13 protein-coding genes are annotated in these 14,240 nt (G+C 41.2%); 9 read left to right on the top strand and 4 right to left on the bottom strand.

What is annotated here, in order from left to right; translation table 11 throughout:
- Positions 1–45 precede the first annotated feature (45 nt).
- Both cydD and cydC read left to right on the top strand, forming a co-directional pair.
- On the top strand, positions 46–1,887 hold the full coding sequence (gene cydD, locus OO007_RS17270; RefSeq protein ID WP_325809731.1) for a thiol reductant ABC exporter subunit CydD: 1,842 nt from the start codon (positions 46–48) through the stop codon (positions 1,885–1,887).
- Positions 1,880–3,568 carry a thiol reductant ABC exporter subunit CydC gene (gene cydC, locus OO007_RS17265; protein ID WP_325809730.1) on the top strand — a complete coding sequence of 563 codons (1,689 nt, stop codon included), beginning with the start codon at positions 1,880–1,882 and terminating at the stop codon, positions 3,566–3,568. Before cydD ends, cydC begins: the two co-directional genes overlap by 8 nt.
- Positions 3,569–3,626: 58 nt before the next feature.
- On the opposite strand, the gene OO007_RS17260 is transcribed toward cydC, so the two are convergent.
- Together OO007_RS17260 and murB are read right to left on the bottom strand one after the other, a co-directional pair.
- On the bottom strand, positions 3,627–4,601 hold the full coding sequence (locus tag OO007_RS17260) for a PhzF family isomerase (protein WP_325809729.1): 975 nt from the start codon (positions 4,599–4,601) through the stop codon (positions 3,627–3,629).
- Between the two features lie 162 nt (positions 4,602–4,763).
- Positions 4,764–5,777 carry a UDP-N-acetylmuramate dehydrogenase gene (gene murB / locus OO007_RS17255; protein WP_325809728.1) on the bottom strand — a complete coding sequence of 338 codons (1,014 nt, stop codon included), beginning with the start codon at positions 5,775–5,777 and terminating at the stop codon, positions 4,764–4,766.
- 75 nt (positions 5,778–5,852) lie between these two features.
- Here murB and OO007_RS17250 point away from each other — a divergent pair, with 75 nt between their 5' ends.
- The 7 genes from OO007_RS17250 to OO007_RS17220 all read left to right on the top strand — a co-directional run bounded on the left by OO007_RS17250 (position 5,853) and on the right by OO007_RS17220 (position 12,032).
- Complete coding sequence (locus OO007_RS17250; protein WP_325809727.1) at positions 5,853–7,100, top strand: argininosuccinate synthase; 1,248 nt, start codon at positions 5,853–5,855, stop codon at positions 7,098–7,100.
- A gap of 36 nt (positions 7,101–7,136) precedes the next feature.
- Positions 7,137–7,343, top strand: a complete 207-nt coding sequence (locus OO007_RS17245) for a SlyX family protein (protein ID WP_131906423.1) — start codon at positions 7,137–7,139, stop codon at positions 7,341–7,343.
- Between the two features lie 42 nt (positions 7,344–7,385).
- Positions 7,386–8,183 (top strand): class I SAM-dependent methyltransferase, encoded by a 798-nt coding sequence (locus OO007_RS17240; protein WP_325809726.1) that lies wholly within the window; start codon positions 7,386–7,388, stop codon positions 8,181–8,183.
- Positions 8,184–8,314: 131 nt separating this feature from the next.
- Positions 8,315–9,571 carry an OmpA family protein gene (locus OO007_RS17235; RefSeq protein ID WP_325809725.1) on the top strand — a complete coding sequence of 419 codons (1,257 nt, stop codon included), beginning with the start codon at positions 8,315–8,317 and terminating at the stop codon, positions 9,569–9,571.
- A 123-nt stretch (positions 9,572–9,694) separates the two neighbouring features.
- Positions 9,695–10,234, top strand: a complete 540-nt coding sequence (locus OO007_RS17230; RefSeq protein ID WP_325809724.1) for a tetratricopeptide repeat protein — start codon at positions 9,695–9,697, stop codon at positions 10,232–10,234.
- A gap of 111 nt (positions 10,235–10,345) precedes the next feature.
- Positions 10,346–11,257 (top strand): M14 family metallopeptidase, encoded by a 912-nt coding sequence (locus OO007_RS17225; RefSeq protein WP_325809723.1) that lies wholly within the window; start codon positions 10,346–10,348, stop codon positions 11,255–11,257.
- Positions 11,258–11,447: 190 nt separating this feature from the next.
- Positions 11,448–12,032, top strand: coding sequence for a Tll0287-like domain-containing protein (locus OO007_RS17220; protein ID WP_325809722.1), 585 nt, complete (start codon positions 11,448–11,450; stop codon positions 12,030–12,032).
- Positions 12,033–12,180: 148 nt separating this feature from the next.
- Here the strand turns inward: OO007_RS17220 and OO007_RS17215 are convergent, their stop codons facing one another.
- On the bottom strand, positions 12,181–12,744 hold the full coding sequence (locus OO007_RS17215; protein ID WP_325809721.1) for a YaeQ family protein: 564 nt from the start codon (positions 12,742–12,744) through the stop codon (positions 12,181–12,183).
- A 131-nt stretch (positions 12,745–12,875) separates the two neighbouring features.
- Entirely contained in the window at positions 12,876–14,222 is a 1,347-nt protein-coding gene (gene pmbA, locus OO007_RS17210; RefSeq protein ID WP_325809720.1) for a metalloprotease PmbA, read from the bottom strand.
- Positions 14,223–14,240 lie beyond the last annotated feature (18 nt).

Below are 14,240 nucleotides of genomic sequence, written 5' to 3'. Positions count from 1 at the left end.
CGTTAACTAATAAGATGTCTAAAAAACTAAGTAAGATATGTGGCTATGTCTGACGCCAAAGATTCTGCTAGTCCAGAATTTCTTAAAGCCCAAAAGAAAACAACGGGCGCATACTTACGCTTTTCAGTAGGTCTGGGATTATTATCAGGCCTACTGTTGATTGCTCAGGCCTGGTGTCTGGCAAACATTATCAACAATGTCATCTTTGAAAAGGCAACAGTAGCTAATCTAAACAGCTACTTTGTTGCTTTATTTTTTGTCTATCTGTTTCGTGCCGTGCTCAATTGGGCTTCGGAGTACACAGCGGTAGAAGCGGCTCTTCGCGTTAAACGCGACCTAAGAAAAAAACTACACGATCGCTTGTTCGAAGTCGGTCCCTTATCTTTAAATAACGAACGTAGTGGCGAACTCATCAACACCGTTGTCGATGGTGTCGATGCTCTGGAAAATTACTACGCACGGTATCTGCCAACCATGTCATTGGTGGCACTTATCCCACTTTCCATTCTGGTTTTCATCTTCCCCATCGACTGGATTTCGGGTGTCATTATGCTGGTGACAGCCCCTCTGATTCCGTTTTTCATGATCATGATTGGCAAAGGTACTGAACGCCTTAATAAAAAACAATGGCGCAAACTGGCGCGAATGAGTGCTCATTTTCTGGATATGATACAAGGCCTCACAACGCTCAAATTGTTCAATGCCAGTCGTCGAGAATCACAACTCATCGCCAGAATTTCAGATGATTACCGTAAAAGTACCATGTCCGTTTTACGTGTGGCTTTCTTGTCATCGTTATTACTAGAATTCTTATCAACCGTGAGTATTGCGATGGTAGCTGTACTGATTGGTTTTCGCTTGATGTACGGCGAGTTAGATTTTTTCTATGGCTTTTTTGCGTTATTGCTAGCCCCTGAGTTTTATCAACCGTTGCGCAATATGGGAACCCATTATCATGCGCGTATGGAAGCTATTGGTGCAGCTGAAAAGATGATTGAAATATTGCATCCTGATGACGTTGAAAGTGAAGATGGCTTGGTTAAGAGTGCGCTGATTAAAGGTGTCCTAAATAATGATGCTAAGATTTTAGTTTCTAGCAAATCTAGCAACTTGTCTCAAAACAATAAACTTGGAATCACTGATTCCATAGAAATTGAATTTAAGGATGTCAGTTTTGAGTACGAACCTGGCCGCCCTGCACTTGAGCATCTTTCACTAAACATTCATCCCAATGAGAATATTGCCATTGTTGGCTCAAGTGGCGCAGGTAAAAGTACGCTAATGAACTTGTTACTTGCTTTTATCAGTCCGCAGCAAGGTGAGATTGTTATCAATCAAAAGCCGTTGAGACAGGATCATCTCAATGAATGGAGACACAATATCGCCTGGATGCCACAACGTGCTCATCTATTCCAGGGAACCATCAGAGAAAATATATGTTTGGCAAACCCATCCGCCAATGATTCAGCAATGAAAAATGCCGCAAAATCAGCGTTGATTGATGAATATATCGAGTCACTGCCTGACAGCTATGACACTCACATAGGAGAACGCGGTGCAGGATTATCGGGCGGACAAATCCAGAGAATCGCTTTGGCGCGAGCATTCTTAAAAGATGCGCCACTATTATTGCTCGATGAACCCACAGCCCATTTGGATCAAGAAAGTGAGTTACTCATACAACAAAGTCTGCAATTACTCTCAAAAAACCGTTGTGTCATCAGTATCGCCCATAGACTGAATACCGTACAACAAGCTGATCGCGTGGTATTACTCGAAAAAGGCCGCGTGGTTGCAATCGCTAACCATCAAACCTTGATGACAGAAAACCCCTTATATCAAAAAATGGTCGATCTTTTCGAACAGGGAGATCAACACCATGCTTAGTGATTTTCAAGTCATGCGCAGGTTGTTTACCCTGATCAAACCCTGGTGGGGCTGGATGTTGCTTGGGGTGGTGTTATCCCTGCTCACTATTCTGGCTAATATCGGGCTCATGGCTTTATCTGGCTGGTTTATCGCCAGTATGGCAATCGCAGGAATAACAGGCGCGGCGATTAATTATTTTACACCCGCCGCGTTAATACGCGCTTTTGCCATTATTCGCACCAGCAGTCGTTATGCAGAGCGTCTTGTTACCCACGAAGCAACGTTTCGATTAATCGCCAGTTTACGCAGTTGGTTTTATGATCACTTAGAACCTCTTGCGCCAGCGGTTATACAAAATTATCGCAGTGGTGATTTACTCAGTAGAATTCGGGCTGATATAGACACTTTAGATAACTTTTATCTACGCATAATCGCACCGGTAACAGTAGCTTTTATCAGCAGTATTATTATCGTTATATTTCTCTGGCAATATAGTCAGACACTGGCATTTATCGAACTATTCTTTTTAGTTGCCGCGGGTGTTTTATTACCTTTGCTGATAAATCGCTGGGGATATTCAGCCTCTAGCAGACAATCAAAAATAACCTCGGAATTACGCTCCGCAATCATGGATAGCACTCAGGGCATGAGTGAGTTATTGATTAATGACGCAGCCAAGCGACATTCTGATTCTGTTGAAAAACTCAGTGAAGGTCTGTTAAAAGATCAGAAATCACTAGCCACACTTAATGGTGGCTCACAGGCTATGTCCGGGTTATTGGCAAATCTATGCGTGCTGTTAATGTTGATTATCGCTATCCCAATGGTAAACAGTGAAGCCATCGGACCTGCGAGTTTACCAATGCTCGCCCTGTTCACCATGGCAAGCTTTGAAGCGATTATGCCGTTGTCTTTGGCGTTTCAAACTTTACCCACAACACTCGCAGCTGCGCGTCGATTATTTGATATTGTGGACAGTAAACCTGCCGTTATCGAACCAGAGATTCCACACCCACTACCTGAATCTGCAGATTTAGTGTTTAACAATATGAGCTTGCGTTACCCATCACAGGAAAATGACGCCTTACAAAATATAAACGTAAACATCCCCACAGGAACGCATATTGCGATTGTTGGACCAAGTGGTTCGGGCAAGAGTAGTTTAATCAATGCACTAATGAAATTCTGGCCAGTAAGCTCTGGCGAAATCTGTTTTGGCGGTGTTTCTATCGAACAACTCGATGGTGAAGAACTGCGCTCACAATTTGCCGTTGCATCGCAACACAGCACACTGTTTAACAGCACCATTAAACGCAATTTGTTATTAGCAAACCGCAAAGCTACGGACAGTGAATTAGAGGCTGTCTGTAAAGTGGCCCAGATTCATGATTTTATTATGGAACTGCCAGAAGGCTATGACACCTGGATTGGTGAAGCAGGCCACAAACTTTCTGGCGGTCAAATGCGTCGCATCAGTATTGCCCGTTCCTTATTAAAATCTGCGCCTATTCTGATTTTGGATGAGCCAGGTGAAGGGCTTGACAGTATTACCGAAAAAAACATGCTGCAGTCAATCATTGAACACAACAAACAACGCACCTTGATTTTAATTACGCATCATCTTTCTGGACTTGATGCGATGGATCAAATTGTACGTATAGAGAAAGGGAATATTGTCTCTAAACAGGATAAAAAATAAATTGAAAGTCACCCCCCTACTTTAAGGCACTTTTTTTATTACTCGTTAATATTACAAGTTAAACAGATATCTCTGTTTTAAACGCAATTACCGCATCACCACCAATTCTTACTGTTACGGGTAAACCATTTTCAGAATCGACAATGACATTGACAATACCCGGTCTTCCCATCGCTTCACCCTGAATGGCTTTGAAACTGACTTGATCTTTTCCATTCTGATCGACTTCCAGTATTTTGTGTTTGACCAGATAAGCACCTAAAGGACCATTTGCATTACCCGTTACCGGATCTTCATTGATACCAATTGCAGGAGCAAACATTCGCCCATGACTAATAATAGAATCATCTGTTTTATCATTCATAGCAGCATCATTCAGCGCAAACACAAAAAAACCATTTGAATTCACTGACTCACTGATTGAAGCTAACGCCGACATATTAGGAGTTAGTTCGTGTAATGTATCTTCGCTATTGATGCCGATCATTACTTTCGAATGGCCTGTTGATGACACCTGTATCGGGCAACGTTGATCTCGATCTGCTTCTGATATGCCCAAAGCGAGAAGAATATCATCATTAATTTGCTTACTAACTGTGGGTGAGATTTCAACCTCTCCCTGAGTCATCATAATACTGTAATCACCGTGGCTGTAATCACCGTGGTCCTCAGCAACAGAATAATTCTGGATTATTTCTACAGGCAGAATACCTATAGCCACTTTCTGTTTTAACACACACGAAGGTAAGTTGTTTTCCATCGCATACACATAATGCGCTGAAACAGTCGCATGCCCACAGATAGGGACTTCAGTCATCGGGGAAAAGAACCGCACCCAGATATCATGCTCTTCAGCATCACTGTTTACATCCGGAGATAAAATAAATGCGGTTTCCGAATTATTTAATTCACGCGCGATTGATTGCATTTGTTTATCACTCAAACCATCGGCATTGGCGACAACACCGGCAGGGTTGCCTTCAAATTTTGTTCTGGTGAAAGCGTCAACTTGATAGATTCGGTATGTATTCATGTTTTAAACCTTCTTATTGTTAATGTCATGTGACAAAGTCACCCTCCTATTTACCATGCGATTGCCATTTCGTTTTTTGAAATGGACAACTCATGTATGCCAGAGTTTAAAGCTAGCTTGCCGATAGGCAATACTAGGTTTTACCGTGTATAGGGGCACTTTTTATTTGATTACCCGTGGTTCAGGCTCTAAGGTAATCCCAAACTTATCCTCAACAGAAGCGATAATGTCCTCTGCAATCTGCCAAAGTTCTGTACCTGTCGCATTCCCATGATTCACCAGCACCAGCGCATGCTTATCAGAAACACCCGCATCACCGACACGATGACCTTTCCAGCCACATTGATCAATCAACCAACCTGCTGAGGTTTTCACTTCATGATTGTGATTCTGAGGAAATCCGGGTAATTCTCCATGCTCACTTTTGAGTGATTCAAACTCACTGACTTTCAGCACAGGGTTCTTAAAGAAACTTCCTGCGTTACCGATTTGTGCAGGATCGGGTAATTTACGTTGTCTTTCGGAAATGACTGCCTGGCTAATTACATCAGCAGTGAGCACTTCACCTTCGAGTGCTTCGCGTAAACCAGCGTAATTAATATGCCACTCCGGTTTTTTCGGCAAACGAAAAGTGACAGAGGTAATTAAAAGCTTATCCAAAGCCTGCGATTTAAAGAAACTCTCACGGTAACCGAATTTACAAAGCTCATTATCGAACTCGAGAATATCACCGTTATCAAGGTTTACCGCCTGTAATGAGTGCAAGGTATTAGATAATTCGACGCCGTAGGCGCCAATATTCTGGATTGGTGCGGCACCGACACAACCCGGTATCAAGGATAGATTTTCCAGCCCTGCAAAACCTTTATTTATTGTCCAGCGAACAAACTCGTGCCAGTTTTCACCACCAGCAGCTGAAACATAAACCGCTTCATCGTCTTCCTCGGCAATATCTTTACCTGATAAACAGACTTTCGCGATTAGCCCTTCAAAGTCATTTTTAAACAGTAAATTGCTGCCACCGCCCAATAATAAAGCAGGTAAATTATGCTTTGATCTCCACTCAAACAGTGCTTCGATATCCTGTAAATTTGTGATTTCACAGAGATATTTTGTATTAGCCGCGACTCCGAAAGTATTTAAGTCTTTTAAAGACACATTTTCATTAATTTTCATGACGTAGATTCTACTTTATTTCCAGTATTAGATGTATAATCTCGCGTCTTTATAGCGCCCAATATTGGATTAATTATGTCTTCAAATACTACTGCCACAAACAAACAGAACATCAAAAAGGTCGTACTTGCCTATTCAGGTGGTTTAGATACTTCAATCATCATCAAATGGTTAGAAGAAAACTACGGCTGTGAAATCGTAACATTTACCGCTGATATCGGTCAGGGTGAAGAAGTAGAACCCGCTCGCGAAAAAGCTAAAGCAGCAGGTGTTAAAGAAATTTATATTGAAGACTTACGCGAAGAATTTGTGCGTGATTTCGTATTCCCAATGTTCCGTGCGAATACTATTTATGAAGGTGAATACCTACTGGGTACATCGATTGCACGTCCATTGATTTCAAAACGTTTAATTGAAATCGCCAACGAAACAGGTGCTGATGCGATCTCTCACGGTGCTACCGGTAAAGGTAATGACCAGGTACGTTTCGAGTTAGGTGCTTATGCACTAAAGCCGGGTGTTGCGATTATTGCGCCTTGGCGTGAATGGGATTTGAACTCACGTGAATCACTAATGAAGTATGCTGAAGAACACGGCATCGAAATCGATTACCAGAAACAAGGCAAAAAATCGCCCTACTCAATGGATGCTAACCTACTTCATATCTCTTATGAAGGCGACATTCTTGAAGATCCATGGACTGAAGCAGAAGACGATATGTGGCGTTGGTCAGTTTCACCAGAACAAGCACCTGATGAACCAACGTACATCGAAATCGAATACAAAAAAGGCGATCCTGTTGCACTAAACGGCGAAGCATTAAGCCCAGCAACAATGCTTGAAACACTCAACAAACTGGGTGGCGAAAACGGCGTGGGTCGTTTAGACATCGTAGAGAATCGTTATGTAGGCATGAAATCACGTGGTTGTTACGAAACACCGGGTGGAACCATCATGCTTAAAGGACATCGTAGCATGGAGTCTTTGACTCTGGATCGTGAAGTTGCGCATCTTAAAGACAGCCTAATGCCTAAATACGCTGAGCTAATCTACAACGGTTACTGGTGGAGTCCTGAGCGTGAGATGATGCAGAAAATGATCGATGAATCTCAGGAATACGTGAACGGCACAGTGCGTTTGAAGCTTTATAAAGGCAGCGTGACCTGCGTTGGTCGTAAATCTGAAAATTCATTATTCGATGAAGCAATTGCTACATTCGAAGACGATGAAGGTTCTTACAATCAAGCGGATGCAGAAGGCTTTATCAAATTGAATGCATTGCGTTTAAGAATTGCTTCGCAAAAAGGTCGTAAATTACTTTAATTTTATTAGTACATTAGTTCCTTCAGGTTAACTATTTTGGAAAAACGACTAGAAAATTTGGAAATGCTGTCGATGGATCAGGAAAACACGATTGAAACTCTCAATCGTGAAGTCCACCGACAGCAGTTACAAATAAAAGCACTGGAACAACAAATAGAGATTTTGAAAACCCAGATCCAGTCAATCAACAAAGAAGATTTACTGGTTTCAGAGGAAGACGAAAACCCTCCTCCGCATTATTGATACAGTTCTATTCATCGACGTTTATACTCTTGAGCATTAACTATGAATAAAACTATCATCGCTATCACCGCTGATCGGGGCGTACCCAAGATCAAACTAGATAGGCTTTCGCAGCAGACCTCGATCCCTGTTCTGACAAAAAAAATCTCACCAGATTATCTACTTCACATCAGTACCGACCAGTTAGAACTGAGAAAGGTACCTGAAGTCACGAAGAAAAAGCCAGATAAAGCCCTTTCAATCTCCATCGACTTTGCGGCTGGTAAAACACAGCACAGACGTTTGCACGGTGGTGGCAAAGGTCAGGATATTGCGAAAGCGGTCGGCTTACAAAAAATTCAAAATCCGACAGTATTAGATTTGACAGCTGGTATGGGAGGCGATGCTTTTGTTTTAGCTTCTCTTGGTGCAGATGTCACTATGCTGGAAAGAAATCCGGTGGTGCATGCCTTATTGAAAGATGCATTAGATAGAGCCGCACTGGTTATGGACAGCGAATTAGAAGAAATACTCGCTAGGCTTGCGTTAGTCAATCAAGGTGCAATGGATTATCTTGAATCACTCAATGAGTCTGAATTACCAGATGTCATTTATTTTGACCCGATGTTCCCTAGCCGCAATAAAACCGCACAAGTAAAAAAGGAAATGCAGTTTTTTCACGATATCGTCGGCGATGATCAAGACAGCGAGTCAGTATTGATGCTCGCACTTTCTAAAGCCGAAAAACGTATTGTGGTTAAACGCCCAAGATTGGCCGAAAAACTCACGGAATCACTGGAGCCTGCGTTTCAAATCACCGGCAAATCGACACGATACGATATCTACCTACCTAAAAAATAGTGAGCCATTGATTTTACAGCGTTTTAGATCAATTTCAGGCTTTAAAAATGAACACCATTTATCTAGATATTAAGCTGAGGCTTATATTGCATGTTATATAATCAGGCGAAACTATCATTATTTAATTCGTCATGAAAAAAACAAAAAATAAAACACTATTCTTTACCCTTACCTCCGCACTTCTACTAAACGTTGCAATATCAGCAAATACACAGGCAGAAACCCCTGAATCTAAAAGTAATGTGAACGAAACGAATAAAGAAATAAGTCAGCTGTTAGCCGATGCGAGAAAGAATAATCTTTATCAACAATGTGGAAAAGAACCACTTCCAGTGCAAAAAGAAGATTATAAAAAGAACTTTATGTCTTTACGTGGTCTAACAGGTATCTATGTCAATATTGATGATATTATCAAAGGGGCAAAAACAAGAGACATTATCCTGGCTGAAAACTTAAAACAAACAGTCATCGATAAATTAAAAGCCGCTGGCATGACCTTACTGAACAAAGAAGAAATAAAACTTATTCAAGGTCAGCCCGAGCTTTCTGTATTTGCCTCTTACCCTAAGCATTTGTCTAAACCCAAAGAAGGCGAACCAGCAATGCAGTTTAATAGTGCTTGTTGTTTAGCCAGTACCTGGACGTCATTTCAACAAGGTGCCAAGGTCTTACGAGACCCAACAACCAGTTTCAGATTATCAACCTGGGGCGAAGGACATAGTACGTCGGATTGTTCGAATTTAACCGAGTGGTATCAAGGTACTGTTCTTAAAACGATTGAAAACTTTATAGAAACTAAAGTTAAAGCGGACACCGAATACGAAAAAGAAAAGAAATCAGTATCGCAGAAAAAGCCCGCTGATAAACCCGAAATAAAGGATAAAAACACACATGAGAAGAAAGATACGAAAACTAAAAATGATCCGAGTAAAAAAGTTGATCAAACACATAGCACCCAAAAAGCTAGTACAAGCACCAAGTTAGCAGTAAAAAATAGCGAGAAATCTTCTTGTGATATTTTAACGCCAGAATTTTTAGAACTATTTGATTCTGATGAATCAGCAATCAATGTAAAGAAAATTGCGAGCCTGGATAAAGTTATCAAAGTCATTAAAAACTGTACCCGTTATAACTTTATAATAGAGACGCACTCTGACGCGCGATCTGAAATTGAATATAACAAGAAGCTATCCATAGAACGCGCTGAAACCCTGAAAGATTATTTATACAAACAGGGTGTTCATCAATCACGTTTTACCACTAAGGCATTTGGTGAAACCAAGCCCTTATTAAAAGGTAGCAGTGATTTAGTCCATATTACTAATCGAAGGGTTGTCGTTAAACCCATTCTTATCGATGAGCCTAATAATGATAGAAAGAGTAACTAGTTTGCTTGATATCATTTTTAGGTTTCAGGATTAAAAAGGACAAAACAGAAATCATAAAAGTTGAATATCATTATTAATGGTCTATGCTTGAAATACTGTTACTGCAAAATCAAAAGAGATGATATGAGCCACTATTCACTGTTAAAACAGACTTTCTGTATTATTCTACTCAGCATAATGGCTCACGCACCTGTATTTGCCGAAAACACAATTCTGGACTCTCTGTTTAAAGATTTAAAACACGCGTCCAGTGTGGAACAGGCGCGTAAGCTTGAGCAGGTAATCTGGAAACAGTGGATGATGTCAGGTGACGATAAGGTTGATGAATTGATGCAAGATGCCTTGCAGAAACGTCGTTCTTACGATTTTAACGGTGCGATCGAAGTATTGAATCAAGTCATCAAAATGAAACCTGATTATGCAGAAGGCTGGAATCAACGAGCTACTGTGTATTTCCATCAGGAAGAATACGAAAAATCATTGATAGATATTGCCAAGACGCTGGAACTCGAACCGCGTCATTTTGGTTCTCTCGCGGGTCGCGCGATCATTAGATTACGCCAGAACAAACTTTCACTAGCAATGCAGAATATTATTCATGCGTTGCAGTTTAATCCCTACCTTAAAGAAAAAGACTTCTTTCCTAATCTGACACTCACTTAATGCTAGCAATACTAGCTAGTAATTTATCTTTTTATAGGTAGAGACAGCGCTTTTTCGATTCCGTAAAATGCACTTTGAAGCTTAAACAAGAAATCATTCAAAGGTAACGCAATGAGTCACAACAGTGAACCGTCAAAAAAATGGGGAGCATTAGAAAAACAACAATGGCTTTCCCAACAAAAAATTCAACGTTCTTATCAGGACACCGTTGTTGCAAAAATTCAGCAACTCAACAATGATTTCGATATCCATCAATACGGAACTTTAGAATATCAAATTGGCAATTACCCCTTATTTGCCATCCACTCCAAATCCTGTGACAAAAATAAACCCAATATACTGATAACGGGTGGTGTGCATGGCTATGAAACCAGCGGTGTACAAGGTGCAATACGATTTTTAGAGAAAAAGGCTTTAGACTACACCGAATATTTTAACTTTGTTGTTGCACCCTGCATCAGCCCCTGGGGTTATGAAACGATTAACCGCTGGAACCCTGAAACCGTCGATCCTAACCGATCCTTTTCTTTACCAAGCCCTGCGCAAGAAGCAGCTAACATCATGGCTTATGTCGAATCATTAGACATAACATTTCTCGCACATTTAGATTTACATGAAACAACGGATACCGATAACTCAGTGTTCAGACCTGCATTAGCCGCAAGAGATGCTATTACAATGGACAACTGGGACATACCTGATGGATTTTATCTGGTGGGCGATACAGAAAACCCGGCACCCGAATTCCAGAAAGCGATTATTCAGAGCGTAGAGAAAGTCACGCATATTGCTCCGGGTGATGAAAAAGGTGAAATGATTGGAGATAAGGTAGAACAACACGGTGTGATTAATTATCAAACACGAAAGCTCGGCTTGTGCGCGGGCTTTAGTGGCACTCAATATTCATCGACGACTGAAGTGTATCCTGACAGCCCTAAAGTCGATGATGAAAACTGTATTCAGGCACAAGTTGCAGCAGTTGTAGGTGCTTTGGATTTCCTCATCAAAACTGATACCGTTTAAATAAAAAAATTTACACCCCCCACCTTTGGGGGCTTTTTTTGAAGTTATTATTTCCAATAACACTCACTCAGACACCGGTAAATGATTTTTTCAGATTGATATTTGTTAATTTCATTGAAATAAACTCTTGTTATGATCATTAATTAACTAACTAAAAATCAATTAACTAATGAACAGGTGAATGAGAATCATGAAAAAAACTACCATAATCGCATGCTTGAGTATGATTTTCTCAGCTCAGGTTTTCGCCCAGACTGATACGGCAAAAGCTGAAAAACACGCAGCAGTCAAAGAAGCTAAAATGATCACTCAGGCGTTTGCGAGTGAGCTAAAAAAAGAATTAGTAACAGCCATGAAATCCGGTGGCCCTATCAACGCACTAGGCGTGTGCAACACCAAAGCAATGCCTATTACCAAACAGGCTGCAATTGATCACAAGGCATTAGTCACACGTGTCAGCCTTAAAAACCGCAACCCTGAAAACATCCCCAATGCCTGGCAGAAACTTGTGCTTGAAGACTTCGATGCACGTACAGCAAAAGGCGAAGACGTGATGAAAATGGGCTATAGCAAAATTGTTGAAGAAGATGGTAAAAAGTCGCTGCGTTTTATGAAAGCATTACCAACGGGTGAAACATGCCTGCTGTGTCATGGCAGTAAAATTGGTGCTGATGTTCAGTCTAAAATAAACGAACTGTATCCTGATGATAAAGCTGTGGGGTATGAAAAAGGACAAGTTCGCGGGGCTATTGTCGTTATTAAAGACTTAAACTAAATAACAATTTGTAACCATTCAATTGCGTCATTTTTAATAGCCACCTCCCCACTTACAGGCACTTTTTTTAAAAAAGTGCCTGTAAGTGGGGAGGTGGCTTAAATATACATAACTGATTCAAAGCCCAGATTCAGCTCGTAAAACAAGACTAAATTAACCTTTCTCGCTCAATAAGAAGATTATTTGCACCATCCGTAATCTGAAGATCACCGTCTTGTAACACACAATTTAACGACATTCTCTTATTGTTGAGTTTTTCCAATTCATTGGCATTTACCGAATACACTTCGAGATTTTTAAACCGATTCAATCTGTCTTTATTCTTCCCCCACCAATCACTCGTACGGTTTTGATTATAAGAATAAACGATAACTCGCTTGGAAAGTTTGCAGGCTTTTTTGATCCGTTTAAAGTCTGGTTGACCTAGATCTATCCAGAGTTTGATTTGGTTATCTGCAGAGTGTTCGAGAAGTTCTGGCTGATCGTTATGCCATTTTTGATTTCTTACGGTGAGTTTGTCGTTAGCACTATAAATATAAGCGACAATGCGCATCATATTTTTTCGAATCGTTTCAGTCGATAGATGTGCCAGGGTAAGCTGGTGTGACTGATAGTAATGGCGATCGATATCTGCAATGCTTAGTCTAGCTTTACAGACCGTTGTAACTGGCGTCAGTGTAGAAACTGTAGTGGTTGAAAACGTGCTGTTCATACATCCCCCTTTTATTATTTTTATTATTCGGGGGAATTTGTTGAACGATTCTATTATTACTTATTGAAGCTTGCTACAGGATGAACGGTACCATTCTTTTTAAAATTTCCTTATTCAGCAGTTTACTGGTGTTAAGACCCAGCAACCACCATGCCTTCCACAAGAATAGAACCTGTTCGCGTTCCGCCACGTAAATCAACATCGGTACCGACCGCAACAATATTCTGGAACATATCTTTGAGGTTACCCGCGACTGTCACTTCTTCGACGGCAAACTGAATCTCACCATTCTCTACCCAGAAACCTGCTGCTCCACGTGAATAATCACCAGTGATATTATTCACACCACTACCGATGAGTTCTGTCACAAACAAACCTGTTCCGAGCATTTTTAATAGCTCTTCAAAATCCTGACCTGTCGAATCGATGGTTAAGTTATGGGTGCCACCTGAATTCGCGGTACTTTTTAAGCCTAGTTGACGCGCTGAGTAACTGCTCATGATGTAGTTTTGAACAATACCATCGACGACTAAATCGCGATTACTCGTGGCTACGCCTTCTTTATCAAAATAACCACTACCGAATCCGCGTTTGATATGCGGCTGTTCGTGTAAATGGATAAAATCTGGAAAAACCTTTTCACCAATACTGTCGAGTAAGAAGGTAGATTTACGGTATTGTGCGCCGCCGGCTATTGCACTTGTGAAATGACCAATCAGGCTGCGGGCAGTTTCAGGCGAATACAGTACATTGGTTTCGCGGGTACTAATCTGCTTGCTCATTAAACGCGCCAGAGTTTTTTCTGCCGCTTTTTGACCGACTTCTTGCGCAGATTGTAACTCGGCATTCACCCTCGAGGTGCTATACCAGTAATCGCGTTGCATGGCGTCATCACCTACTTCCTGACCGATTACCGAACAACTTAAGGTATGTCGACTGGAAGGGGTTGTGCCCATAAAGCCATGCGAATTAGCAATCACACCAATTCCACTGTATGTGCTGAGTGCGCCGCCGTCTGAATTGATAATACGTGGATCAAAATCAAACGCTGCTGCTTCACATTCCTTAGCTACCTCAATCGCTTTTTCTGCGGTTAAATCCCAAGGGTGGTATAAATCCAGATCTTTAGCATCGGTGGCCATCATATCGGCATCGGCTAGACCGGTGTATTTGTCTTCTTCGGTATATTTAGCGATGTTACACGCCGCTTTTACCGTGTCTTCAATTGCTGCTGGCGATAGGTCACCGGTACTCGCTGAGCCAGTATGTTTACCGATATATACCGATAAATTCAAACCCTGATCTCGATGGTATTCGAGTTTATCGACATTCGCTTTATGAATTTCTACGGATAAACCTGCGCCTTTATTCAGGCTCAGCTCTGCATCAGTAGCGCCGTATTTCTTTGCCAGTTTTAAAACGGTTTCTGCTGTTTCCTGTAGAAACGCTTCATCTTGTTTGATGTTGTTATTTGCCATATCTAATTTATCCCCGGA

It is taken from the genome of Cocleimonas sp. KMM 6892 (genome assembly GCF_035798195.1).
Lineage (GTDB): Bacteria > Pseudomonadota > Gammaproteobacteria > Thiotrichales > Thiotrichaceae > Cocleimonas > Cocleimonas flava.
This window is presented reverse-complemented; position numbering and strand designations above follow the sequence as displayed.

Coding starts and splice junctions, on each gene's coding strand:
- cydD (WP_325809731.1), top strand. CDS start 46: ATGTCTGACGCCAAAGATTCTGCTAGTCCAGAATTTCTTAAAGCCCAA.
- cydC (WP_325809730.1), top strand. CDS start 1,880: ATGCTTAGTGATTTTCAAGTCATGCGCAGGTTGTTTACCCTGATCAAA.
- OO007_RS17260 (WP_325809729.1), bottom strand. CDS start 4,601: ATGAATACATACCGAATCTATCAAGTTGACGCTTTCACCAGAACAAAA.
- murB (WP_325809728.1), bottom strand. CDS start 5,777: ATGAAAATTAATGAAAATGTGTCTTTAAAAGACTTAAATACTTTCGGA.
- OO007_RS17250 (WP_325809727.1), top strand. CDS start 5,853: ATGTCTTCAAATACTACTGCCACAAACAAACAGAACATCAAAAAGGTC.
- OO007_RS17240 (WP_325809726.1), top strand. CDS start 7,386: ATGAATAAAACTATCATCGCTATCACCGCTGATCGGGGCGTACCCAAG.
- OO007_RS17235 (WP_325809725.1), top strand. CDS start 8,315: ATGAAAAAAACAAAAAATAAAACACTATTCTTTACCCTTACCTCCGCA.
- OO007_RS17230 (WP_325809724.1), top strand. CDS start 9,695: ATGAGCCACTATTCACTGTTAAAACAGACTTTCTGTATTATTCTACTC.
- OO007_RS17225 (WP_325809723.1), top strand. CDS start 10,346: ATGAGTCACAACAGTGAACCGTCAAAAAAATGGGGAGCATTAGAAAAA.
- OO007_RS17220 (WP_325809722.1), top strand. CDS start 11,448: ATGAAAAAAACTACCATAATCGCATGCTTGAGTATGATTTTCTCAGCT.
- OO007_RS17215 (WP_325809721.1), bottom strand. CDS start 12,744: ATGAACAGCACGTTTTCAACCACTACAGTTTCTACACTGACGCCAGTT.
- pmbA (WP_325809720.1), bottom strand. CDS start 14,222: ATGGCAAATAACAACATCAAACAAGATGAAGCGTTTCTACAGGAAACA.